Here is a 24550-nt window from a genome sequence, read left to right as displayed (position 1 = left end):
AGCCCATAACGTATCGGAAATGATGAACTCTTGAGTAGTAGCCATACCCCAAATTAATCCCTATTTGGATAGCCTCTAAGTGGGATTATTGATTCCCAAAAATCTGCATCCTACTACGACTTGGTTTCAACGTTGCGGTACCAAGCCAAATACCCTTCCTAGCCTCATCAATACCAGCAGGCCGGGGTACGGCCTTCGTAAGAGGGGTAGTATAGGACCTGTTAACAAGCCTTCCTACCCGTTCTCCATCTCGTGGTTTGCCACAAAAGCCAGCAGCAGCGCCAGCAACTCGGGGCGCACGCGGGGCAGCGGGGCAAACAGCACCTGCTCGGCGGGGGTGGCGGCGGCCAGCAGCGCGTGCAGCTCCTGGGCGTTGGCAATGCGGAAGCCCATGTTCCAGTCGGCAAAGCTGCGCTCGGGGCAGGCCCCGGCCCCCAGCAGGCGGCAGCGGTGGTGGCGCGGGTCGGCCACAATGCGGTCGTAGTAGAGCGCCCGCACCTCGGTTTCCTCGCCCTCCAGAATTTGAAAAAACCGGCCGTCGGGCGTGTGCAGCAGCAGGCCTGAGAGGTGGTGCGCGCGGTTGAAGGCGCGCGACTGGTGCAGCAGGGCCGTGAGGGCCGCCGTGTCGAAGGGCTGCCGCGCCTGGCTTTGGTAAAAGAGGTGGTACAGGCCCATAGTGGCAAAGGAGTGAAGCAAAGCCCGCCTCGGGCGGGTGCCCGGCCCGGCTAAGGTAGCGCTCGCAGGCAGTGAAGCTACGCACAACGGCTGATAATCAGTCTTTTTTAATGCACCAACGTGCAGCTATTCCTGCGTGTTTGCGAAGGCTGCCGCTTGCGCAATGGGTAAACGTTGTAACCGCACCAACGTGCAGCTACCCCTGGCTGGCGGGCGGCACGCCAAGCCGGGCCAGCAGCTGGGGCACAATAAACTCGCCCTCGGGCAGGCCCTGCTGCCGCCACAGCTCCACGCCCCGGCGCACCAGCACGAAGGCTGGCAGGTCGGCCGGCTGGAAGCTGCGCACCACCGCCGGGTGGCTGGCCTCGTCCACCGATAGCACCCGGATGCCGCTGCCCAGCTGCTGCTGCAAGGCCTGGAGGGCCGCCAGCGTAGCCACCCGCACCGGCCGGGCCGTGCCCACCGGCGGCAGCAGCACCAGCAGCACCGCCGCATCGGCGGCCAGGGCAGCGCCGGGCGTGGGGGTAGGAGAGGGCATAGCAAGCAGCTGGTGAGCAGTAGGAAAGGGGAATAGGGGCAAAAATAATGCCCTTCCGCGATTCCCACCAGGAAGTTGCTGGCCTAAATGACTGATATTTATCATATTAATGAAGGCCAGGTGGTAGAGGGCTGGGGTGGGGCCGCTACACCAGCGTGCAAAGCTGGCCGCCCGCGCCCCGCCCCGCCCATGACACTTGCCGGCCAACTAGCTGATGTTTATCATGCCCACGCGCGCGCTTATTGCCGACCTTTGCGAAGGGTGAGGTTCAGCCCTGGTATTCCCATTTTCTTCTGCGCCCTCCCATGCTTGCCGCTGCGTACACCACCATCCTCTCCGACCTCCTCTACACGCACTCCCGCGAGTTTGTGGGCATCTACGACGTTGAGCTGGGCTGGTTTACGCAGGTAAACCCCCTGGCCGTGCAGCTGCTGGGCTACGCCTCGGAAGCAGCCTTTCTGGACGACCCCGACCACTCGCTGCGCTCACCGCCCTGGACGGTGGCCGAGTGGCGGGCCCTGTGCGAGCTTACGCAGCGCGAAGGCCACCAGGAGCTGGAAACGACCATCCGCCGCCACACCGGCGAGCCGTTTCTGGCCTACCTGCGGCTCACGTATTTTGAGGCCGCGGGCCGCGCCACGCTGCTCGTGTGCCTCACCGAGCAAAGCCCCCTGCAACGGGCCGAGCGCGCCCTGGCCCACAGCGTGCGCCGCTTCGAGGCGGTGTTTGCCAATGCCACCATCGGCATCATCGTCTGCGATAGAGCCGGTATAATGGTGTCGGCCAATGAGTTGGCGGGGCAGCTATTTGGCTATGCGCTGCCCGCGCTGCTGGGCCGGCGTATCGAAGCGCTGGTGCCCGGTGCGGCCGGCCGCCACCACGAGCAGCTGCGCGAGTCCTTCAACCACCACCCGCAGGTGCGCAACATGGGCGTGCACCGTATGCTGCAAGGCCAGCGCCAGGATGGCTCCGTGTTTCCGGTCGAAGTCAGCCTGAGCTACTTTTACCTCGACGAGGAGCTGTACGTGGTGGCCTACATCCTCGACATCAGCCTCATGCAGGCGGCCGAGCAGGAGCTGATTGCCCAGCACCGGCACGTGGCCCGCCTCAACGCCGAGCTGGAGCATAAGGTGGCCGACCGCACCCACGCGCTGCTCAGCACCCTGGCCGAGCTCGAACAGCGCGGCCAGGAGCTCACCCAGGCCCTGGCCGCCGAGCGCGAGCTGGGCGAGCTCAAGTCGCGCTTCGTGAGCATGGCCTCGCACGAGTTTCGCACCCCGCTCACGGCCGTGCTTACCTCGGCCACGCTCATTGGCAAGTACCCCGGCACCGACCAGCAGGCCCAGCGCCTGCGACACCTCCAGCGCATCGAAGCCTCCGTAAACCACCTGAACGCCATCCTGGAGGAGTTTCTCTCGGTGGGCCGCATCGAGGAGGGGGCTATGGCGGCGCAGCCCACTACCTTCGACCTGGCCGCGCTGCTCACCGAAACCCTGGCCGACGTGCAAAGCCTGCGCAAGCCCGGCCAAACCATTGTGCGCCTGGTGGAGTGCCCCGACTCCGTGCACCTCGATGCGTCGCTGCTGCGCAAAATCCTGGTCAACCTGCTCTCCAACGCCCTCAAGTATTCGGGCGAAAACGCGGCCGTGACGGTGCGGGCCAGCTTTCAGGATAACCAGCTGGTGTTCAGCGTAGAAGACCAGGGCGTGGGTATTTCCAAAGAAGACCAGACGCACCTGTTCGAGCGGTTTTTTCGGGCCCGCAGCGTCAGCACCGTGCCCGGCACCGGGCTGGGCCTCTACATCATTGCCAAGTACCTGGAGCTGCTGCGCGGCACCATTGCCCTGCGGAGCGAATTGGGCCAGGGCACCACCGTCACCGTCACTATTCCTTATGAAAACGATTCTGCTGATTGAGGACGATGCCTTCATCCGGGAAAACACGGCCGAGCTGCTCGCGCTGACCGGCTACACCGTGCGTACCGCCGAAAATGGCAAGCTGGGGGTCGAGAATGCCCTGGCCAGCAAACCCGACTTGGTTATCTGCGATATTATGATGCCAGTGCTCGACGGCTACGGGGTGCTGCATATTTTCAACCAAAACCCGCAGCTCGCGGGCGTGCCGTTCATCTTTCTCACCGCCAAAACCGAGCGCACCGACCAGCGCCGGGGCATGGAGTTGGGGGCCGACGACTACCTCACCAAGCCCTTCAGCGAAAATGAGCTGCTGAGCGCCATCAGCGGCCGGCTGGCCCGGTTTCAGCACCTCAAGCCCGACTACGACCTCCAGGCCGGGGGCCTGAATGAGTTTCTGGACGATGCCCGCACCGTGGGCCAGCTGGCCGGCCTCTCGGCCGACCGCCGCGCCCACCCCCTGCGCCGCAAGCAGGACGTGTACCTCGAAGGCGACGAGGCCACCCGCATGTACTTTGTGCAAACCGGCCGCATCAAAACCGTGAAAACCACCGAAACCGGCAAGGAGCTGATTACCGGCTTCTACGGCCCCGGCGAGTTTTTCGGCTACCTGCCGCTGCTGGGCCACACCGCCCACACCGACTCGGCCGTGGCCGTTGATGACGCGGAGCTGGTGTACATTCCGCAGGACGATTTTTCGCAGCTGCTGCTGCGTAATCCGGCCGTGGGCCAGCAGTTTATCCACCTGCTGGCGGGCCGCGTGCGCGAGCGCGAGCAGCAGCTGCTGGCCATGGCCTACAGCAGTATCCGCCGCCGCGTGGCCGACACGCTGCTGCGCCTCTACGAGCCCACGGCCGGCGACCCGGAGGCCAGCATCCAGCTCTCGCGCGACGACATGGCGGCCATGGTGGGCACCGCCCCCGAGTCGCTCATTCGCACCCTCAGCGAGTTCAACCATAGCGGGTTGATTGAGCTGACGCCCAAGAACATTCGGGTGCTGGAACCCGAAAAGCTGCGCCGCGCGCACTGGTAAAGCCCGGCGTTGGCAGGCCCGGCGCCCCGCTGCCCGCCCGGCGTGCCCGCGCCCCGGCCGCCCGCCGATTACCACCCCGAACCCGCGCCGCCCGGCCAAGGCCGCAATTTGTTAAAATATAATTTAATTTATTGCATATCAATAGGTTAAGTTAATTAACTGAAAAGCATGACGTTCGTCATGGGCCCGGTTGGGGCGCGGGGTCACCTTGCGGTATCATACTATCTAAAGCCGGCGGGAGCCCCTTGCCGGCGGCCGGCCAAACAGGCTGGCTTACGGGCTATGAATACCCAAACCGCTGGTAGTGCCGCTGCCCACGCCCATGGGCCAGGCGGCGGTATTGCTAGTCGCCGGCCGCCGGAATCAGGAGGTGGTACTGGCCCCCGCGCCAGCCAGCGGGCCGCCAGCGTGCCCGCCTTTTCTGCCTCCTGTTTTCTAGGTTGCCGAGCAGCAGCTACCTCAAAACAAGCCTTTATCCAGCTCCAGGCGGGCCTCCTCCAAATCCAGCTCGTTTTCGAGCTTGCGCAGCACTTCCTCGCTGGTGCGCTCTTCCTGCTGCAACTCCTGCAATACGCCCCGTTCAAACCTAATTAACTCTTCCTGAAGTAGTTGTGATTTAGCGAACGGCTTCTCGCGCAGGTCGTAGGTGTGGCGGTTTTTGAAGGCGGCCGTCCAGCTGCGCAGCAGGCCCAGGCGCAGGGCGTAGCTGGCTTTCATGCGTTGCAGCACGTCGGCGGGCACCCAGTTGGCCGTGGCGGGGTGCTCCAGATACGCCAGAATGCGCAGGGCCAGCTGCATCCGCACGCGCACTTCCTCGCGCCCGGCCAGGGGGTCGGGCCGAATGCCCAGCCAGTAGATGAGTGGCCCCAGGCTCAGGCCCTGCACCACGAGCGTGCAAAAAATGACCACGAAAGTGATGAGCAGGATAACCTCGCGGTGCGGAAACGGCCGGCCGTGGGCCAGGGTGAGGGGCAGGGCCAGGGCGGCGGCCAGCGACACCACGCCGCGCATGCCGGTCCAGGCCACTACGCTCACTAGGGCCAGCGGCTGCCCCGGCTCGGCGGCCCGGATGCGGGCACTCAGCCAGCGGGGCGCGTAGGCGCTGGGGTACCACCACAGCAGCCGGGCCACCACCACGGTGCCGCTGACGAGCAGCCCGTAGCCCAGCACCGCCCCCAGCAAGCCGGGCGCAATGCCGTGCAACAGGGTGGGCAGCTCCAGGCCCATCAGCATGAATACCAGGCCGTGGAGCAGAAACACGGTAGTATCCCACACGGCATCGCTGCGCAGCCGCGCCTGCGGCCCCAGCGTGACCTGCCGCCCCAGAAACAGCCCCACCGTAACCACCGCCAGCACCGCCGACGCGTGCAGCTCCTCGGCCGCGAGGTAGGCGAGGTAGGGTGTTAGAAACGTGAGGCTGGTGCCCACCACGGGGCTGGTGGTGAGGCGGTGCACGTGCAGGATGAGCCAGCCCACGGCCAGGCCCACGCCCACGCCGGCCGCGGCCGTCCACACCAGCTGCAGGCTGGCTTGCCACAGCACGAAGTGGCCCGTAGCCACGGCGGCCACGGCGCAGCGGTAGGCAATGAGCCCGGTTGCGTCATTCACCAGGCTTTCGCCCTCGATAATGGCCGTGACGCGGCGCGGCAGCCCCAGCCCCTGGGTGATGGCGGCCGCCGCCACGGCATCGGGCGGCGACACAATGGCCCCGAGCAAAAACGACGAGGGCCAGCCAAAGCCCGGCAGCAGGTAGTGCGCCACCGCGGCTACCAGCCCGGTGGTGAACAGCACGCAGCCCAGCGCCAGCAGCCCGATGGGCCGCCGCGCCGCCTTAAAATCGGGCCACGACGTGCTGGCCGCCGCCGCATACAGCAGCGGCGGCAGAAACAGCAGAAACACCAGGTCGGGGGCCAGCTCGACGCTGGGCAGGCCCGGCAGCAGCCCCAGCCCCGTGCCCACCAGCATCAGCAGGATGGGGTAGGGCAGCCGGCTGCGCTCGGCCAGCTCGGCCACGGCCGTGGCAATGGCCAGCAGGGCGATAAGAAGTTCGAGGTTATGCATCGGGGGCTGTTTTGTAAACAGCTGATTTAAAGAGTATTGGATGCAGGGCGGGGCCTGCCCGATGGGGCAGGCCCCGCCCGTGGTAGTGCAGCCGGCAGGGGAGCCGGGCAACGCCGGGCGGGGCCCACCAGCCAGCTACCCTAGCCCAGCCTAGTTGGTGGTAGGCAGCACCAGCACCGGCACTGGGCTGTGGCGCAGCACCTGCGCCGTAACGCTGCGGTGAAACAGCCCCCCCAGAAACGAGTGCGGCCGGGCCAGCATCACAATCAGCTGCGCTTGCAGCTCGCTGGCTGCCAAGATGATACCCTCGGCCGGCGACTCTTCGCGCACCTCATACAGGCTGCGGCTGGTGAGGGGCCCAAACAGCCGCGTGCGGCGCACCGACTCCAGGGCATTATCGCCCCGTGAGGGGCCATAAGTCTGACTCACCACGTGCACCACCGAGGTAGTGGGCCGCAGCGCCAGCAGCAGGCTGCCCAGCGCCAGGGAGGGCGGCGTCAGCCAAAACGACCGGCCGTCGGCGGCCACCAGCACGCGGTGCGGCAGCTCGGTGGCGGGACCTTCGGGCACCAGTAGCAGCGGGTGGCGCACGGTGCGCAAAACCGACACCGTGCGGTGCGGAATGAGCCGGCTCAGCAGCGAGTGCGGCTCCTCGCGGCCCAGGGCCAGCAGCAGCGGCTGGTGGCGCTGCACGGCCCCGCGCACGGCCATTTCCAGGGTATCGGGCGAGAGCTCGACGTCGGCGGTGAGCGGCAGGTTTTCGGCTTGCAGGCAGAGGTCGGCGCGCAGCTGCCGGCGGGCGGCCAGCTGGGTAGTGGTGGTAGCCAGCACCGTTTCGGGCTCAATTAAGGCATTCACATTGAGGAAAATGTGCAGCAGCACCAGGCGGCCATCTAGGCACGTGGCCAGGCGGGTGGTGTAGGTGAGCGCCGCATCGGCCGCCCCCGACAAATCGGTGAGCACTACAAAGGCTGGTTTCATGGCAAGCAGCGGCCGCCCCTAGCCACAACCACCCGGATTGGGTTGCAGGCAGCCCGCAGCTATAAAAGTCGGTCCCGCCGCCCGCCCCCCCAATGACGAATGCGCCCGCATTGTCTGATTTATTGCACAACTGCGCTTCGTTGGCCCAGAGCTGTTAAGCTCTGGTGCCCCGGTGGGCGAGCCACTAGAAGTTAATAGCCTTACCAGGGCGTATGCCGCAGCTTTTCGGGCTCTAGCAGGCGAATGGTTTTGGCCGTCAGCTCTAGCAAGCCCGCCTGCTTGAACTCGCGCAGGGTGCGAATGAGCGACTCGGGGGCCGTGCCCACCAGGGCGGCCAGGTCTTCGCGCGCCAGCTGAATGGCGGGGGCCGCCGGGCCGCCGGCCTGCTCGTGCAAGTGCAGCAGCACGTCGGCCACGCGCCGCCGAATGGAGTGGTAGGCCATGTCGAGCAGCTGCTGCTCGCGCTCGCTCACCCGCCCCGCCAGCAGGCGCATAAACTGCGGCCCCACCTCGGCGTGGTGCAGCAGCTGCGTAAAATCTTCCTGCGAGATGTACACCAGCTCCGAGTCGTCGATGGCCACTGCCGAGTCGCGGTGCAGCGAGTGCTCCAGCAGGGGCAGGTAGCCCACAAACTCGCCGGGGCCGTAGAGGCCCGTAAGCAGGGCCTTGCCTTCGGCGTTGGTTTTCAAGGTTTTGAGGCGGCCGGCCTGCACAAAGTAGGCCCGCGTGGCCTCGTCGCCTTCGAGGTACACCTCGTGGCGGCGGCGCACCGGGTGGGCCTTGCGGTGGCCCGCCAGGTGGTCGAGGCGGGCGGTAGCGCGGGCATCGGCCACAAACTCGCCCAGCCCGCCGGGGGCCGCCAGGTCGTGGCCCGCCTGCAAGTGGCCAAAGCGTGCCAGCCGCCCCCCAATGGCCCCCAGCAGCTCGTCGTCGGCCAGGGGCTGGGCGAGGTAGTCGTCGGCCCCCAGCGCCATGGCCCGGCGCTGGTCGGCGTGGTCAAACTCATTGGCCAGCAGCAGAAAAGGCACGCCCGCCAGGCGCGGGTGCTGGGTGAACTGCGCCAGTACGCCGTAGCCATCGAGCACGGGCAGGCCCACGGCGCACAGCACGAGGTCGGGGGGGTGAGCCAGCGCCAGGGCCACGCCGGCCCGTCCGCTGTGGGCGGTGTGCACGCCGTAGCCAGCCAGCTCCAGCACGGCCGCAATGCGCGCCCGGCTGGCCGCGTCTTCTTCCAGCAGTAGAATCGTTTTCATAGGAAGGCCGCGCGAAAACGGCCGGGCTGCCGAGTAGCCTGGCTAAACGTAAGCAGCGGGCATAAGGGGGGTAAAATCCAGCTTACTATGCTGAAAATAAATAGTTTACTATTCTGCGCTTCGTCATAGGAATAGCCGCTGCCCCGCGCTACCGGCCTGACAATCCGCAGCCCAAAGGGCTGACTTTGCTCATGTTGCCCGCCCCGCCCGGTGCGCACCTTTGCTGGTGCCGCGTCACGCCTTTTTGGATAAATTAAAAATAAAAGTCTGGCAGTCAAATTTTTAATTTATCTGAAAAGGACGCGAATCTAACAACCACTTTAGCTCCTTACCGCCATGACCCGCCGACACTTCTGGCCCGCCGTTGGGGGCGTGCTGCTCACCACCGGCGGCCTCGCCTACCTGGGTGCCGACGCGCCCGCCGTTGCTACGTACCCGGCCCCGCCCGCCCCCGGCGCGGTGCCGCTGCTGCCCGCCGAGCGCGAAATATTGCGGCTGGCCGCGCTGGCCCCCAGCGGCCACAACACCCAGCCCTGGCGCGTGACGCGCCACGCACCCTTCCAGTGGACCATCGGCAGCGACCGCGCCCGCTGGCTGCCGGCCGTGGACCCCGCCCAGCGCGAAACCATCCTGTCCATCGGAGCTTTCCTGCAAAGCCTGGCCTACGCCGCCGCCCACCTCGGCTACGCCTGCTGCTGGCAGCTGCTAGCCGATACCAACCAGGCTGCCAGCCTGGTAGACGTGACGCTGACCAAAACCGCTGGCCTCCCTGCCTTTGACATAAATAGCCTGCTGCGCCGCCGCACCGTGCGCACCGGCTACCGCAGCGAGCCGCTGGCCCCGGCCGACGTGCGCGCCCTCACGGCGGGCGAGCCGGGCTACCACTATTTTCGCCGCGACTCGCCCCAGGGCCAGTGGCTGGACGCCCAGACCCTGGCCGCCAACCACCAGCAAACCTACCGCGACGCCGCCGAGCAGGAGCTGGGCCGCTGGGTCCGGTTTTCGGCCCCGGAAGCCGCCCGGCACCGCGACGGCCTCACACCCGCCAGCATGGAAATCGACGGGGTGGCTGGCTGGTGGGTGCGCCATTTTTACACCCCCGCCACCGTGCTGACGCCCGGTTTTCGGGCGCGGGGCCTGGACAAAGTGGCCGCCCAGGTGGGCCAGTCGGGCGGGTGGCTGGTGCTCACCAGCCCCGACCGCGCCACCACCACGCTGCTCGACACCGGCCGGCGGGTGCAGCGCCTCTGGGTGCAGGTGCGGGGCCGCGGCATCGCCCTGCACCCCATGACTCAGATACTGGAAGAATTCCCCTTCAATCAGCAAGTTAACCACGCCCTGGGTTTGGCCGAGCCGGTGCAGTTTCTGCTGCGCTGCGGCTACGTGGACAGCTACCCCGAGCCCGTGGCCGAGCGCCGCCCGGTGGACTGGTTTGTGCAGAATGGCGAGGTGGGTCGAAATACAGCGTAGGGCCGGGGCAACCTCAAAATGGTCGCAGCTGGTCGTAGGCCAGTTCGCGTACCGTGAAGCGGGCGTAGGGTTGCAAGCGCCCGGCTAGCAGCCAGTTGGCCTCCAGCTCGGTGGGGATGCGCACGCCGTGCCGCTCCTGGTAGTGGGCGCAGCGCACCACCCACGGCAGCAAGGTATCGGCCCCGAAGTAGCGCTGCGTTTCGCACTGCACTAGCTCGTCGGCCCCGTTGAAGCGCATGAGGCAGGTCAGCGTCTCGTCCCGGTAGGTGAACAGCAGGCGGGCCGAGTGCGCATCGACTGCTTGCCAGCGCAGCCGCTGGCTGGGCAGCAGCGCGGTGGGCAGCAGGATGCTTTCGCTCAGCCAGCGCAGCAGCTCACCCTGGTTGTAGTGCGGGCCGTGGCCCCGCACGATGGGCATGGCCCCCAGCAGGCGCACCGTGAGAGCCCCGCGGCCGGCCACGTACTCATCGCGGGCCGTAAACCAGCGCGTGGTGCCCTGCCAGATGAAGCCGGGCGGGTCGGCCGTCACGTACTGCTCGCCCGCAATGGTCACCCAGTCATGCTGCAAATCAGTTTTGAACTGCCCGGTGTGGCGCCAGCGCAGGCCGCGCAGGTAGAGCTGGCCTTCGCGCAGCACGTGGCGGAAATAGCGCTGCACCGGCGCGGGCAGCCCGGCCAGCTGCGCCAGGCGAAAAACCGGGGCCGAAACAGGGATGGCCTGCGCAAATAGCCGCTTCACGTCGCGGCGCAGCCGGCGGGCGGCCAGCGCCCGGCCCACTACAATGCCCAGCACGGGTAAGGCCAGGGCCGCGGCAGCCAGCTGCCACGCACGTTTCGGATTCATGGCAGCGGCGGCTAGCGGTAGGAGATAAGTTTTCGAGCGGCGGCTACTTCTTGTAATTCGCCAAAACGCAGCAGCCCATCATGCTGATGGCGCAAGCTGCTCTGTTACCCCACTAAGCATTCGCTATCAGGTACTTATACGCAAGTGATTATTTACGTCGCCGGCTCCGCAGGCGTAGGCATCGCTGGCCGCCTGGCGGCGGGCCAGCCACGAGTCTACGGTGCCGCTGAGCGTGACGCGGCCGGCCCGCACGCGCAGGGCAATCGGCTGGTTGTGGAGCAGGGCCGACCAGTGGTAGCGCTGATTCAGGCGGTTTTCGAGCTGCGCGTCCGCTTTTTCGGGGCTGTTGGGCGGGGGCGTGGTGGGCACGGCCGCGCCCGTGTCGGGGGCCACCTGGGCACCGGGGGCGGCGGCCAGGTGCAGGTGGTTGAGCACCGCCACCACGCCGCTGATGCCGGCGGCCACGTCGGCGGCGTGCTCCCGGTCGAAGTGCGTAGCCACGCTGCCCGACAGCTGCACCTGCCCATTGCGCACCTGCACCACCAGGCTGCGGCGGCCCACGTAGGGGTCGTGGTGCAGGGCGGCCAGCACGTGGGCCTGAACGATGGCATCGGGCGCAGGGTGCGGGCTGCGCACTTTCAATAGGTTGTGTACCTCGCAGGCACCCAGCACGTTACGGGCATCCTGCTCGGCGGCCTGGCGGGCGCGTAGGTTGCTGAGGGTGCCCAGCAGCGTCACCACCCCGGCGCGCACCTGCACGGTGGGGGGCAGGGTGTCGAGGCGCGGGTCGGCGCGCAGGGCATCGCGAATGGCCTGGGCCACGTCGGCATCGGCCTTGGGGGTGCCTGGCTGGCGGCGCAGGGCGGGGTCCTGGGCCCCGTGGGCTACCCGCAGCTCGCTGGCTTCCACGCGGCTGGCCCCGGCCAGGCAGGCCGTGGCCACGGTCTGGTCGTGCTCGGCGGCCGAGCCCACGGTGCCCGCCAGGTACACCACGCCGTCGGTGGTGCGCACGTCGAGGCCCGTGCTCGGCACCCGGATATCCCAGGCCAGAAACGCCTGAATCTGGGTGGTAATCTCCCCGTCGGAGTTGGTGAGGCGGCCGCCGCGCACTACTAAGTGGTTGTGCAGCTGGCGCAGGCCCGGCACCCCAAACAGCACCCGCAGCGCCAGCTGCGCCTCGGCCCACGACTGCACCACGCCCTCCACGGTCACGGCCCCGTCGCAGGCTCGGCAGTCTAGCACATAGCTACTTACGGCCGGGTCCTGGGCCAGGGCCTGCCGCACGCGGCGCAGCAGCTCGCCATTGGGCACGTCGGGGGTGCGCACGGCCAGCTCGTTTACCACGCCGCGCACGCCGCGCACGGCCTTGGCCAGGTCGGCGGCCCGCTCGCGCGCCAGCAGGCTGTCCACGAAGCCGGTGAGCGCCACAATGCCCTCGTGGCAGGTGGTGGTGATGTAGGCCGCGGCCACGCCCTTGGGCTGTTCGAAGAGCCGCGCCACGGCCGTAAGAATGTCGGCATCGGCCAGGCGCTCGTCTACGCTGGGCAGGTCTAGGGGCATGTACATGGCAGGGGAGAATAAAAGCGAAAGCCGGCCGCCGGGCCGCCAGCGGAAGGACCACCGCAAAGCTCCCCGCCAGCCGGGGCGGGGGCGCTGACAAGTGTCAGGCCAGCTGCCTGATTTATATCATGTTTGCCACTGAAAAGGCCGGCCAAATTTGTAGTGTGCAACTAGTGACAAGGAGCAGTGCCTGGGCCGGGAGTAGGGCGGCCGCCCCTATGGTGCCAAGTCCATCAATTCCGCTCTAGCCTTAGCCATGCCCGTTAGTTCTTTTTTCACCGAGCTACGGGCCACGCTGGGCTTTGCCGGTCGGTTTTTCCGCGAGGGGTTTCGGCCGCGCTACGAGTGGCAGGAGCTCCTGAACCAGTGCTATGCCATTGGCACCAGTCGCTGCCGCTGGTGGGCATCACCAGCTTTATTATGGGGCTGGTGCTCACGCTGCGGCTGCGGCCCACCATGGTGCAGTTCGGGGCCACGTCCTGGATTCCGGTGATGGTGGGGCTCACCATCATTCAGGAGCTGGGGCCCATTATTACGGGGCTGATGGTGGCCGGCAAAGTCGGCTCCAGCATCGGAGCCGAGCTGGGCTCGATGCGCGTGAGCGAGCAGATTAACGCTATGGAAGTATTGGGTATCAATCCGTTTAAGTACCTGGTAGTCAAGCGGATACTAGCGGCTACGCTCATGGTGCCCATCCTCACGCTGCTGGCCGATGCCGTGGGTCTGGGGGCCTGCTACCTGCGCATGCGCTTGCAGGCGCTGCACACGTTTACGGGCCGCCTCACCTTCGGCGAAGTACTGCCGGCGGTGGCCAAAACCTTCTTTTTCGGCTTCGCCATCGGCCTGGTTGGCTGCTACAAAGGCTACAACGCCGACAAGGGCACCGAGGGCGTGGGCGTGCCCGCCAACTCGGCCGTGGTGCTCTCCTCGCTCCTGATTTTTCTGCTCGACCTAGTGGCGGTGGGCGTCAGCACCGCGTTCGGTTTAATTTGATTATGAGCTGTTTATCATTTTGTGAGCCGTCTGTCATTGCGAGCGCAACGCAGTGGAGCGCGGCAATCTTTCCTGGTCGTTTGGTTCGGTGAGATTAGTAACCCGAGCGTGCAGGAAAGATTGCCGCGCTCCACTGCGTTGCGCTCGCAATGACAAACGATTTTCCTATATAAAAGCTCTGTTGCCTTGGAACCTGCCACAACCCTCGCCCCGCTCGCAGCGCTACCCGCCCCGTCCGCTGAAATCGTGCTGACGGTGGCGGGCATCAGCAAATCGTTTGGCGACAACCACGTGCTGCAAGACTTTTCGCTGACGCTGCACCGGGGCGAAAACGTGGTGGTGCTCGGCAAGTCGGGCTCAAGTAAGTCGCTGCTAATCAAGTGTATCATCGGCCTGCTCACGCCCGATGCGGGCACCATCACGGTGCTGGGCCAGCCGGTGGCTACCCTTGGCCACGTGGCCCTCGACGCGCTGCGGGCCAAGGTGGGTTTCCTCTTCCAAAGCAACGCCCTCTACGACTCGATGACGGTGCGCGAAAACCTGCTGTTTCCGCTGCGGCGGCACTGGCTCGCCGACCGCCCGGGCCAGGAAGACCAGCTGGTGCGCCAGGCCCTCGACGACGTGGGCCTGCCCCAAACCATCGACCAGCTACCGGCCGAGCTCTCGGGCGGCCAGCGTAAGCGCATCGCCCTGGCCCGCACCCTCATTGTGCCGCCCGAAATCATTCTCTACGACGAGCCCACCACCGGCCTCGACCCCGTTACGGCCCGCGAAATCGACCAGCTCATCCGCCACGTGCAGCAGAAATACCACGCCTCGGCCCTCATTATCTTGCACGATATGAGCTGCGTGCGCCTCACCGCCGACCGCGTTATCCTGCTGGCTGATGGCCGCTGCTACGCCGAAGGCACCTACGCCGAGCTGGCCCAGAATACGGACCCCATTATCCACGCCTTTTTCGCCTGAGCTGGGGTTGAATTGGGTTTGACTCTCCTGCTGAACGCAGCGTAGAATAATCGAAGCACAAAAATTTATTAATTTATAACTCACACTTAAAAAAATGCCAGCCGCCATATCCGCCTCGTTTTGTTTGTGCTGGCGGGCTTGGCGTGCCTGGCCGCCACGCTGGTGCTGCTGGGGCAACGGCAGAATCTGTTTGGCTCCTCGCTGACGGTGCGGGCCGATTTTCGCAACGTTTCGGGCCTGCTCACCGGCAACAACGTGCGTCTGGCCGGCATCACCGTGGGCACGGTGAAGAAGATTAGCATACTGAACGACAGCACCGTACGCGTGCGAATGCACCTCAACCGCGACGTGCAGCCCTACGTGCGCCAAAACGCCGTAGCCTCGGTGGGCACCGACGGCCTGGTGGGCAACACCATCGTGAACCTGACGGCCGTGGCCGCCCCCGCCCCGCTCATCGCCGACGGCGACGTGCTACGCACCACCTCCCCGCTGGCCATCGACGAGATGCTGGCAACCCTCAGCGTATCGAACAAAAACCTGGTCGGCATCACCCAGGATTTACACCAGATTACGGGCAAGCTCAACGGCAGCCAGGCCCTCTGGGAGCTGCTCGGCGACCAGCAAGTGGCCGCCAACGTGCGCCAGAGCCTGCGCCACCTGGCCCGCGCCACGGCCACGCTCCAAACCTCCGCCACCGACATCAGCCAGCTCACGCGCGGCATCCGCCAGGGCCAGGGGCCGGCGGGCTACTTATTGACCGACAAGGAGTTTGCGGGCCAGCTGCGCCACGCCACCCGCCAGCTGGCCCGCAGCACCGATACCCTAGCCGGCACCCTGGGCAGCCTCCAGCAGCAGGTGCAAACCGGCGCCGGCCCGCTGCACACGCTGCTGACTGATACGGCCATGAGCGGGCAGCTGCGCCAAACCCTCGGCCACGTGGAGCAAGGCACGGCCGGCTTCAACCAGAATATGGAAGCCCTGAAACACAACTTCCTGCTGCGCGGCTACTTCCGCAAGCAGGCCAAAAAGCAGGCGAAGGCCGCCGGCCAGCCAGCTGCCCCCGGGGCCGGGGCCAGCCCGAAATAGCCGCCACGGTGCTGCCCTTGGGCCAGCAGCGGGCACTGGCCGCTGCAACGCGCTATTGAAACTGTCTAGGAAGTCTGAGAATTTAAAATTGACCGTCATGCTCATCTGGCGGCCACGCAGTGAAGCATCTCTGTCGCTTCGCTGAACAGTCCAGATGAAGCGACAGAGATGCTTCACTGCGTGGCCGCCAGATGAGCATGACGGCCTGACGACTTCCTAAACAGCTTCATTATCACCAGCCAATGGCCCTGCTCACAAAAGCGTAGCAAGTCTTCCTGGTAATAGATATTAATGCTAAGTATCTGAAATTGTGATACTTAAGTAATGTTACACGTTTCTGTAGGCCCACCGTAGTAGAAAAAAATGGCCCTTTTCACTCGTGGCCCGGCCCCACTTATCTCAGGAGTACCTATTTGGGTGGGGGTTTCAGTTAGTAACCTTGCACTTTCTTTTTCTCTCTGTGTATGAAGTGTCTACCCGCTACCCTGCTTTTTGCCGGCCTGCTGGCCGCCAGCGTGGCCCCCGCCACCGCCCAAACCGCCCCCAAGGCCGACTCGCTCAACATCCGCAAAATATATGACGAGGCGCTGCTGCGCGGCCAGAGCTACGACAACTTGCGCTACCTGTGCCAGCGCATTGGGGGGCGGCTCGCGGGCTCGCCGCAGGCCGCCATGGCCGTGCAGTGGGGCAAGCTGACGATGGAAAAAGCCAACTGCTTTGACAAAGTCTATTTGCAAGAGTGCCTGGTGCCGCACTGGGTGCGCGGGGCCAAAGAAAAGGGCCAGATAGTGGGCAACAAGGGCAAAAGCGTGCCGGCCGCCGTGTGCGCCCTGGGCGGCTCGGTGGCCACGCCCGGCAACAAGCCCCTGCGCGCCGGCGTGGTGGAAGTCAAGAGCTTAGCTGAGCTAAAGGGCCTGCCCGATGCGGCCGTGAAAGGCAAGTTTATCTTCTTCAACCGGCCCTTCAACGATGCGCTCGTGGAGCCGGGCGCGGCCTACGGCGCGGCCGGCGACCAGCGCCGCAGCGGCCCGGCCGAGGCCGGCCGGCGCGGGGCCGTGGGCGCGCTCGTGCGCTCGCTCACCTCGGCCCAGGACAACAACCCCCACACGGGCACCACCAACTACGGCGACACGCCCACCAAGGTGCCCGCCGCGGCCCTCAGCACCCTGGCCGCCGACCAGCTCAGCCAACTGCTGGCTGGCGACCCCAAGCTGGAGTTTGAGCTGCAAATGAGCTGCGAAACCCTGCCCGACGAGAAAAGCTACAGCGTGATAGGGGAGGTACGCGGTACCAAATACCCCGAGCAGATTATCACCGTGGGTGGCCACCTCGACTCGTGGGACCTCGCCGAAGGTGCCCACGACGACGGTACCGGCGTGGTCCAAAGTATGGAGGCCCTGCGCCTGCTCAAGGCCGCCGGCCTCAAGCCCGAGCGCACCGTGCGCGCCGTGCTCTTCATGAATGAGGAAAATGGCACCCGCGGCGGCAACAAGTACGCTGAGCAGGCCCAGCAAAACCATGAAAACCATCTCGCCGCCATCGAGAGCGACGGCGGGGGCTTCACCCCGCGCGGCTTCACCATCGAAGCCACGCCCGCCGTGTTCCAAAAAGTGGCCGCCTGGAAGCCCCTGCTGGCCCCATACTTGGCCGGCCAGCTCACGCCCGGCCATTCCGGCACCGACATTGAGCCGCTGGTAGCCGCCGTGAAGCCCATCGCGCTCTTCGGCTACGACTGCGACTCGCAGCGCTACTTTGACCTCCACCACACCGCCGCCGACACCTTCGACAAGGTGAATAAGCGCGAGCTGGAGCTGGGCGGCGCGGCCATGGCGTCGCTCATTTACCTGCTGGGTAAGTATGGTTTGTAAGAACCTGAAAGCTAGCGCGTAGCAAAAAAAAGAACGTCATGCAGACCGAAGGGAAGCATCTCGCATAAAGTAGTAAATCAATCGTTTAACGATTTTAGTTACCATCCCATGCGAGATGCTTCCCTTCGGTCTGCATGACGTTCTTTCGGGTCTGCCTAGTTCGTATTTAAAATCGAGAACAGCTCGTCCAATTTCGGAGTCAGGATAATATCGGTGCGGCGGTTGATGGCCTTATTTTGGGGCGTGTCGTTGGCGGCCACGGGTAGGTACTGACCTCGGCCCGAAGGCGTTATCTGCGTAGGGTCGATGCCGGCGGCGGTGAGCAGGCGCGTAATTTCGGTGGCGCGCAGCACGCTCAGGTCCCAGTTGTCTTTGGCCCCGTTCACCACGCCTTTGATGGGCACGTTGTCGGTGTGGCCTTCCACCAAAATGTTGATGTCTTTGTTGCCCGTCAGCGCGTTAGCTAGCTTGATGAGGGCATCCTGCCCGGCCGGGTCCACCTTGGTAGCGCCCGATTTGAACAGCAACTGCTCGGACAGCGACACGTAGACCTTGCCATTTTTGACGTTCACCTGCAAGTCCTGCGAGTTGAAGCCCAGCAGAGCGTCGCTAACCTTTTGGCGCAGGGCCTTGGTGGCCGCATCTTTCTCATCCAGAATGCGTTGCATCTCGGCCACGCGGGCGTTTTTGCCGGCCAGGTCTTGCTCAGTGGTGCCCAGCGTTTGGTTAAGCTGGTTCACTTGCGTGCTCTTGTTGAGCAAGTCGGCGCTGAGCTCGGCCTGGGTGCGGTTGCTGGTTTGCAGCAAGGCCGATTTCTCCAGCTGAAGTTGGTCGCGCGACTTGGTGAGGTCGGAGTTTTGCTGCTGCAAGGCGGCGATTTCCTTCTGGTTGCAGCCGGGAAGGGCCAGCAGCGTGGCGGCCAGCAGCAGGGCCGGGGCCGTGCCCAGCCGGGGCTTCGATAAGAAATTCATGGCAAAATGCGTAAAGCGCGAAAAATCCCCACCTTCCGGCCGGGGAGCCTGGGCTAAACGGTGGAGCTTATGCGTAGGTTGTCGGCCCCCCGATGGTGGGCCGCCGGGCCGCGCCGGGCTACTTTTACGCCCCGGCCCAGCCGGAACTACTTTTTAGTATGCGCATCATTACATTAGTGAGTATGGGCCTGCTGCTGCTGGCCGGGCGCAGCCAGGCGCAGGCCAGCGGTGCTGGCACATCGCCCGGCCGGTACTGGGTTCGCTTTCAGGACAAGCGCGGGGTGCCATTCGACGCGGCGCACTACTTCAGCCCGGCCGCCCAGGCGCGCCGCCAACGCCAGGGCCTACCCGCCGCCGAGGCCACCGACCGCCCCGTGCGGGCCGACTACGTGGCCGCCGTGCAGGCTCGCGTCGATACCCTCACGCTGGTCAGCCGCTGGTTTAATGCCGTGGCCTGCCGGGCCACACCCGCCCAGGCGGCGGCCCTGCGCCAGCTGCCCGGCGTGGCCGCTGTGGTAGCCTGGCCAGTAGTGAGCCGGCTGCGGCCCGCTAGCTATCGTGTTGCTAGAAAAGAAGTTGTAGAATCAGCCAGCGCGGCGGCCGTGTCGCCCGCCGACTACCTGCTGGCTCGCCAGCAAACGGCCGCCCTGGGCCGCACCGACTTTAGCCGGGCCGGGTTGCTGGGCCAGGGCGTACGCATTGCGGTATTCGACGTGGGCTTTCGGGGCACCGAGCGGCACCCGGCGTTTCGGGCGCTGCGGCGCGAGGGGCGCATTGCCGCCACCTACGACTTCCTGAAAAACCGGCCCGGCGTATTTGGCGGCGGCTCGCACGGCACCGAGGTGCTGGGCTGCCTGGCCGGCCGCCTACCCGGCCCCGCGGGCGATACGCTGCGCCTGGGTCCTGCGCTGGGTTTAGCCCCGGCCGCCACCTACCTGCTGGCCCGTACCGAGGGCTTGGCCAGCGAGCGCTACGCCGAGGAAGAAGCCTGGCTGCGCGCCGCTGAGTGGGCCGACCAGCAGGGCGCCGACATAATCAGCTCATCCTTAGCCTATACTGAGCAGCGCTACTTCCCTGAGGAAATGGACGGCCGGCACTCGCTCATTGGGCGGGCAGCCACGCTGGCGGCGCGCAAAGGCATATTGGTAGTGAGCGCCGCCGGCAACGACGGCGACGACGACTGGGTGCGCATCGGCACGCCCGCCGATGCCGACTCGGTGCTGGCCGTGGGCGGCCTCGACCCGGCCACCGGGCTGCACTTGGCCTTTAGCTCGGTGGGCCCTAGCGCCGACCGCCGCATCAAGCCCGACGTGTCGGCCTTTGGTATCGTGCTCACTACCAACGCCCGCGGCGGCTACGAGCGGGTGGAGGGCACCTCCTTTGCCGCGCCGCTGGTGGCGGGACTGGCGGCCTGCGCCCAGCAAGCCAGCGGCGGCAAGGCCACGGCCATGACGCTGTTTCGGCAGGTGCGGGAGGCCGGCGAGCTGTACCCGTACTACGACTACGCCCACGGCTTTGGCCGGCCCGAGGCCAGCCGCCTGCTGGCGCGCCTCAAGGGCCCGCTGCCGCCCCCGGAGCCCACCTTCGATTTTGTGGTGCACGACTCGCTGGTGGCCGTGGTGCTGCGGGCGGCGGCCACCGTGCCCGCTGCCCGCCCGCTACCCTTAGTAGCTGAAAGCGACGAGCTTACCCCCGGCGCTACCGACTGGCTCACCCCGCCCACGTCCGCCCGTCCGCCCGGCTCGCCCACGCCCACCACCGCCAACGTGGCCCCTGTGGGCAAGGAGCAGGCGGCCCCCGCCGAGGCTGCGCCCGCCCTGCCGCCGTACCCCGCTTACCCGCCGCACCTCTACTGGCACCTGGCTAACGCGCGCGGCGTGCTGCACCGCTACGAGGTGCGCGCCACCACCCAGCGCCTGGTGGTGCAGGTGCCGCGCCGCCTGGCGCGGGGCGGCAACGTGCTACGGGTTCATTACCAAGGTTATACGGGGCAGTACACGGAATAAAGAGACCGGAAATGTCGCGTCGTTTGTCAGGATGGGCGAAAGCCCCGAATTTTATATATGCCTGCTAATCAAGTAAAAACGTTTCTGCTCTTGGGGGCGCTGCTGGTGGCTGGCCCAGCGGCCCGCGCCCAGCAGGTGCTGCTGCAAACCGACGTAGCCAACGATACCCTGCCCGCTCGCACGGGACCCAACCGGCGCTACTTCGGCCACCTCTACGCGGGCTACGGGCTGGCGGTGGGCGCCAGCGCGCTGGGGGTGAAGTACGGTTTGTCGTCGTCCGAATTCATGGTGGGCGGCCGGCTCAAGCGGCGGCTGGGCGGCTTGCTGGCCCTCAATGCCGACCTGCGCTACGCCTACCTGCGCTACGGGCTAGACCCTGCCGTGGTCCGACCCGTGCCGTTTGGCTTGGGCTATGATAGCCAGCTCTTTAGCTACCACCAGGTGCAGGGCGAAGCCAGCCTGCGCCTCACCCCCGGCCGCCGCCGGGGCAACACCGTGGGCCGCTACCTCGACCTGCTAGCCTACGGCGGCCGGGCGCTGGCCACCAACTACGCTACCCAAGGCCCCGCGCCCGGGGGCGGCCGGCTCGAAGTAGTGGCCCACGAGCCGCCCTACCTGGCGCGCTGGCTGGGCGGGGTGGGTGCCCGCGTGGGCAGCAATGCCGTGGCCCTGGTGGGCCGCTATCGCCTCAGCAATGCGCTGGAAAATAGCGGGTTACCTGAGCCGCCGCGCTTGGTGCTGGGCCTGGAGGTGGGCTGGTTTTAAACCCCCGGCGGCGGGCGCTGCGTACATAGGCCATAGGCGGCTCGCTAGCCGCCCCGCCTTTTTCTGCTCTCTTGCCGCTGTTCTTTATGTCTATATCCTTTCGCTCGCTCGGCCCTGTGGTCGCTCTATTACTGACCGCCACCGCCTGCGTTAATACCGAGCGCGACATTGCTAGCTCATCCGCCACCCGCACTTCCCGTACCGAGTTTACGCCGCCCCGGGGCCGGGGCGAGCGCGTGGGGGGCACCACGGTGCTCAATACCGTGCAGGCTACTCACCCGTTTTCCGACCCTAAGTCGGCCGACACGTTCATATTGCAGCTGCGGGGGCCGCGCATTCTCAGTGGCCGCCTGCACCTGGTAGTGCTTAGCAGCCAGGGCGATACGCTGCGCTACGAGGTAATGCCCGCCACCGCCCTCATCGACGACCCCACGCTGCGCGACAACCAGTCGGCTTCGGTGCGCGACAAGGAAGTCAGTATCCTGCGCGGTATGAATAACTTCTTCAGCGACAAGCACTTCGCGCAGCCTGCCTTGCCTGCCACGGCCACGCCGCCCGCCGGCGTAAGCTCCCAGGCCTGGGCTAGCCTGCGCAACGACCCCGCCGCCGTGGGTTTCGACTACGCCAGCCCAGCTGGCGAACGGCGCTTGGTTTATTCGCGCCAGCTCGCTAAAGTGCTGGTAGTGAACGATTACCAGTAAACAGGAAAGCCGTTCAAGCGTGGGTGGCCGCCAAACGAGCGCGAAGTTATGAAAAAGCCTTAAATAACCCAGGTTGCGGTACAGGGGCCGCCCTGGCAAGCTTCAGTGGGCGGGGCCGCTTGGCCGGTCCGCCGGCGCGAGCCGGCCGGTTGTCGTTGCGCAGCCCGCCCCGGTCAACGACAACTGGTCGGCCGGCTTACGCCGGCGGACCGGGAGCATAGCGCGCAGCTTGAATTAAATAAACTGCTGACCTTCAAGCGTAAGCTATTCCTGGTAAGTGGAGTAGCGGTCCAATATGCCGTTTTTGAACAGGAGCGACCACTCCTTGCCCTGAAAGCGGCTGTAGTACCACATGGTCATGCGCTCCTCCTCCATGCTTTCGGCCTGCCGCTTGGGCCGGCCCATCACCTGCTCTACCTCCTTCATAGTCATGCCTTTGACGAGACTGCCCTGCTGGATAGCCTTCCACTTGGTGGCCGAGGTACCGGTGGCGGCGGCGCTGCTGCGGGGGTCGCTGAAGCTAAAGCTTTTCAGAAAAGCGTTGGCGGGCGGGTCGCTGTCGGGTCCGCCCCCGTAGCCGTTGGTGCCGCTGAAAATATAGTTCTGTTCCTGCACCTGCCGGGGCTGCTGGCCCACGTACTCGAAGGTGAGCCGCACCGGGGCCGGCCCCTCGCCCGGCCCCACCTTGGTAATCTTAACCGGCACATATTTAGGCAGATACTGCACGTTGTCGCGGGTCGAGCTGCTGCTGATGTAGGCTTGCAGCACGTAAAGAGTCTGCCCCACCAGCAAGCGGCGCGCCTTTTCTACCTCTTCGAGGTTTACCAAGCAGGGGCCGCCGGCGCGGTTGGGGTCGCGCTTCAGCTCGGGCATCGTGGCGCGAATGACGTGGGCGTAATGCTTGCCGCCGGGAGCCTTAAACACGACGGCTACCTGCTCGGTATTGCTGCCCGTGTCTTTGTTGTTGTAGCCCCGGTCGCGGAACCCGTCGAGGCGCACGAAGGTAAAGGTGTTGCCCTTCAGTGCTTTATCGTTGGGGGAGGTGCCGTAGAGGTCGGTACCCACAAAGGTGGGCCCTTTGAGCACCATGAGCGGGCAATCGAAGCCGGTCGACAAGTCGGGCATCAGGAAGCGCATGCCGGGCGTCCAGGCCGTGAGGGGTTTGTAGGGAAACTCTTTTTTGAAATCAAAGGTCTGGGCCTGAGCTGATAGCGCCGTTCCCAGCAGGGCTAGCAGTAGTTGAGTACGCATACGGAGTTATTTGAAATCCTGAAAAGCTCACCAGTAGCCCGGTTTATGCAGGTCACGCAATACGCGGTGCTACCGAGGCCGTGAGGCTTAACGTTCAGGCGGCCCGTGGGTTTAGCGTTAGGCTCAGGAAGCTGATTATAAAGGTCTTTTTGCATAAAATTCCTATCCACAACTCACTGCGCGAAGCCGGCCATGTGCGCACTAGCCCCGGCTAAATCTTCACCCAGCCCTGCTGCCCGGCGGGGCCTCGCAGCAGCGCGTAGCCCGCGCTTTCGCCCAGCACCGCTACCGGCGTGCGTACGGGCCAGGCGGCCAGCAGCGGCGCCGTGGCCGCGGGTTGGGTCTGAATTTCGCGCGCTGCGGGCAGTTGAAACCGCCGCAACGGCTGGGCCGCGGCTACGGCGCTGGTAGCCACGTAGCGGCGCTGGCCATTCGGCAATTCTACCCGCAGCCAGCTGGCGCGCTGGCCCAGCACTAGCAGCGGCAGGGTAGTGGGCAGCTGCCGGCTGGCCGCACGCGGGCGCACCCACTCGGCCCGGCGGTCGGGGCCGGCCAGGGCGGCGGGCACAGCATCGGCGCGATGCAGAAACGGCCACGGGTCCACGGCCCCGCGCCCGGCGCGGTAGATGCCGAAGTGTAGGTGCGGCGCGGTGGTGCGGGCGTTGCCGGTGTTGCCCACTAGGCCCAGCGTGTCGCCGGCCCGCACGCGCTGGCCGGGCTGCACCAGCTGCTTGTCGAGGTGGGCGTAGTAGAGGTGCTGGCCCTGGGCGTCGGCCAGCCACACCACGCGGCCACCCAGCTGGCTTTCGCCGGTGCGGGTGATGTAGCCATCGGTGGCGGCCACGGCGGGCGTGCCACGCGGCGCAAAAATATCGACGCCCTCGTGGCGGCGCGCCCCGCCGTCGCGCTCATTGCCCCAAAAGCTGCCGATGGCCTGGTCGGTGCGGCCCTTTACCGGAAACAGCCCCAGGCCGGGTCCGCGCCACAGGCGCAGGGTGTAGCGGCCGGCCGCCAGCAGCTCGGGCTGCACGCGCAGCAGGTGCTGGGCATCGTCGGCGGCCTGGTAGCTGAAGTCGTAGCTGCCGGCGGCCGTAGTGTCGGTGGCCGTCCACTTCAGCAGCTCGGGGGTGCGGCCGGGAGCCAGGGTAAAGGCATCGACGAACACGCGGGGGGCTAGCACCGGGCCGGGGGCCAGCGTGAGGCGCACGTGCACCAGCTCGCCGGCCCGCACGGCGTAGCGGTAGCTGGCGGCCGTGGGCTGCTCGGGCCGGAAGTAGCCGGTTTCAAGCACCGGCAGCGTCACCGTCAGCGAGTCATGCAGGGCCTGGGCGGCGGCTTGCTGCCACTGCCGGCCCAGGGCCGCCTCTTGCAGGCCGGCCCGGTCGAGGGCGCGGGCGTAATCGTCGTGCGGGGTGGTCTTTTGGAATAAAGCCGCCAGCGTCTGGGGCTTGCTGCAACTGGCCAGCAGCAGGAGCGAGGCCAGCCAAATACCCCCGGCCTGCCGCCTGCCAGGGGATGAGAGAAACGAAAAAAGCATGCGTCCCCAACGCCCACGCGGCGAAGCAAGTTCGGTAGGGTGGTAGCGTGGACTCTGCGAGTCCGCGCGTGGCGTCGT

20 protein-coding genes are annotated in these 24550 nt (G+C 65.9%); 10 read left to right on the top strand and 10 right to left on the bottom strand.

Annotated elements, in window-relative coordinates:
- Window positions 1-234: 234 nt before the first annotated feature.
- Complete coding sequence (locus tag ACYVGC_RS18535; RefSeq protein WP_460585341.1) at window positions 235-675, bottom strand: BLUF domain-containing protein; 441 nt, start codon at window positions 673-675, stop codon at window positions 235-237.
- Window positions 676-871: 196 nt separating this feature from the next.
- Window positions 872-1213: a thioredoxin family protein gene (locus tag ACYVGC_RS18530; protein ID WP_460585340.1), complete on the bottom strand. Its 342-nt coding sequence runs from the start codon at window positions 1211-1213 to the stop codon at window positions 872-874.
- Between the two features lie 305 nt (window positions 1214-1518).
- Here ACYVGC_RS18530 and ACYVGC_RS18525 point away from each other — a divergent pair, with 305 nt between their 5' ends.
- Complete coding sequence (locus ACYVGC_RS18525) at window positions 1519-3129, top strand: sensor histidine kinase (RefSeq protein ID WP_460585339.1); 1611 nt, start codon at window positions 1519-1521, stop codon at window positions 3127-3129.
- The gene (locus ACYVGC_RS18520) at window positions 3107-4159 is read left to right on the top strand and encodes a response regulator (RefSeq protein WP_460585338.1); all 1053 of its coding nucleotides are present in this window, start codon (window positions 3107-3109) and stop codon (window positions 4157-4159) included. Before ACYVGC_RS18525 ends, ACYVGC_RS18520 begins: the two co-directional genes overlap by 23 nt.
- 459 nt (window positions 4160-4618) lie before the next feature.
- Here ACYVGC_RS18520 and ACYVGC_RS18515 read toward each other — a convergent pair whose 3' ends face one another.
- From ACYVGC_RS18515 to ACYVGC_RS18505, 3 genes are all read right to left on the bottom strand, one after another.
- Complete coding sequence (locus ACYVGC_RS18515; protein ID WP_460585337.1) at window positions 4619-6220, bottom strand: cation:proton antiporter; 1602 nt, start codon at window positions 6218-6220, stop codon at window positions 4619-4621.
- A gap of 150 nt (window positions 6221-6370) precedes the next feature.
- Window positions 6371-7201, bottom strand: a complete 831-nt coding sequence (locus tag ACYVGC_RS18510; protein ID WP_460585336.1) for a universal stress protein — start codon at window positions 7199-7201, stop codon at window positions 6371-6373.
- Between the two features lie 200 nt (window positions 7202-7401).
- On the bottom strand, window positions 7402-8454 hold the full coding sequence (locus tag ACYVGC_RS18505) for a cyclic nucleotide-binding domain-containing protein (RefSeq protein ID WP_460585335.1): 1053 nt from the start codon (window positions 8452-8454) through the stop codon (window positions 7402-7404).
- Between the two features lie 336 nt (window positions 8455-8790).
- On the opposite strand from ACYVGC_RS18505, the gene ACYVGC_RS18500 reads away from it, so the two are divergent.
- Window positions 8791-9924, top strand: coding sequence for an Acg family FMN-binding oxidoreductase (locus ACYVGC_RS18500; protein WP_460585334.1), 1134 nt, complete (start codon window positions 8791-8793; stop codon window positions 9922-9924).
- Window positions 9925-9937: 13 nt separating this feature from the next.
- On the opposite strand, the gene ACYVGC_RS18495 is transcribed toward ACYVGC_RS18500, so the two are convergent.
- Together ACYVGC_RS18495 and ACYVGC_RS18490 are read right to left on the bottom strand one after the other, a co-directional pair.
- Window positions 9938-10768, bottom strand: a complete 831-nt coding sequence (locus tag ACYVGC_RS18495; protein WP_460585333.1) for a DUF6544 family protein — start codon at window positions 10766-10768, stop codon at window positions 9938-9940.
- A 126-nt stretch (window positions 10769-10894) separates the two neighbouring features.
- Entirely contained in the window at window positions 10895-12334 is a 1440-nt protein-coding gene (locus tag ACYVGC_RS18490) for a BON domain-containing protein (protein ID WP_460585332.1), read from the bottom strand.
- Between the two features lie 360 nt (window positions 12335-12694).
- Between ACYVGC_RS18490 and ACYVGC_RS18485 the strand changes: the two genes are divergently transcribed.
- The 4 genes from ACYVGC_RS18485 to ACYVGC_RS18470 all read left to right on the top strand — a co-directional run bounded on the left by ACYVGC_RS18485 (window position 12695) and on the right by ACYVGC_RS18470 (window position 17241).
- The gene (locus ACYVGC_RS18485) at window positions 12695-13321 is read left to right on the top strand and encodes an ABC transporter permease (RefSeq protein ID WP_460585331.1); all 627 of its coding nucleotides are present in this window, start codon (window positions 12695-12697) and stop codon (window positions 13319-13321) included.
- Window positions 13322-13507: 186 nt separating this feature from the next.
- Window positions 13508-14287 (top strand): ABC transporter ATP-binding protein, encoded by a 780-nt coding sequence (locus ACYVGC_RS18480; RefSeq protein WP_460585330.1) that lies wholly within the window; start codon window positions 13508-13510, stop codon window positions 14285-14287.
- Between the two features lie 126 nt (window positions 14288-14413).
- A complete protein-coding gene (locus ACYVGC_RS18475) occupies window positions 14414-15373 on the top strand; it encodes an MlaD family protein (protein WP_460585329.1) in 960 nt (319 codons plus the stop codon).
- Window positions 15374-15837: 464 nt separating this feature from the next.
- Window positions 15838-17241: a zinc-binding metallopeptidase family protein gene (locus ACYVGC_RS18470; RefSeq protein ID WP_460585328.1), complete on the top strand. Its 1404-nt coding sequence runs from the start codon at window positions 15838-15840 to the stop codon at window positions 17239-17241.
- A 155-nt stretch (window positions 17242-17396) separates the two neighbouring features.
- Here ACYVGC_RS18470 and ACYVGC_RS18465 read toward each other — a convergent pair whose 3' ends face one another.
- Entirely contained in the window at window positions 17397-18212 is an 816-nt protein-coding gene (locus tag ACYVGC_RS18465; RefSeq protein ID WP_460585327.1) for an OmpA/MotB family protein, read from the bottom strand.
- Window positions 18213-18370: 158 nt separating this feature from the next.
- Between ACYVGC_RS18465 and ACYVGC_RS18460 the strand changes: the two genes are divergently transcribed.
- The 3 genes from ACYVGC_RS18460 (at window position 18371) to ACYVGC_RS18450 (ending at window position 21684) form a co-directional block, all read left to right on the top strand.
- Entirely contained in the window at window positions 18371-20218 is a 1848-nt protein-coding gene (locus tag ACYVGC_RS18460; RefSeq protein WP_460585326.1) for a S8 family serine peptidase, read from the top strand.
- Between the two features lie 57 nt (window positions 20219-20275).
- Window positions 20276-20983, top strand: a complete 708-nt coding sequence (locus tag ACYVGC_RS18455) for a hypothetical protein (RefSeq protein ID WP_460585325.1) — start codon at window positions 20276-20278, stop codon at window positions 20981-20983.
- Window positions 20984-21069: 86 nt separating this feature from the next.
- Window positions 21070-21684 carry a hypothetical protein gene (locus ACYVGC_RS18450; RefSeq protein WP_460585324.1) on the top strand — a complete coding sequence of 205 codons (615 nt, stop codon included), beginning with the start codon at window positions 21070-21072 and terminating at the stop codon, window positions 21682-21684.
- A 264-nt stretch (window positions 21685-21948) separates the two neighbouring features.
- On the opposite strand, the gene ACYVGC_RS18445 is transcribed toward ACYVGC_RS18450, so the two are convergent.
- Together ACYVGC_RS18445 and ACYVGC_RS18440 are read right to left on the bottom strand one after the other, a co-directional pair.
- Window positions 21949-22935, bottom strand: coding sequence for a hypothetical protein (locus ACYVGC_RS18445; RefSeq protein WP_460585323.1), 987 nt, complete (start codon window positions 22933-22935; stop codon window positions 21949-21951).
- Between the two features lie 211 nt (window positions 22936-23146).
- Window positions 23147-24472, bottom strand: coding sequence for a M23 family metallopeptidase (locus tag ACYVGC_RS18440; RefSeq protein ID WP_460585322.1), 1326 nt, complete (start codon window positions 24470-24472; stop codon window positions 23147-23149).
- Between the last annotated feature and the right edge of the window lie 78 nt (window positions 24473-24550).

Source organism: Hymenobacter arcticus (assembly GCF_054779975.1).
Note: the sequence above shows the minus strand (reverse complement) of the source record. Positions and strands in the feature narration are given on the sequence as shown.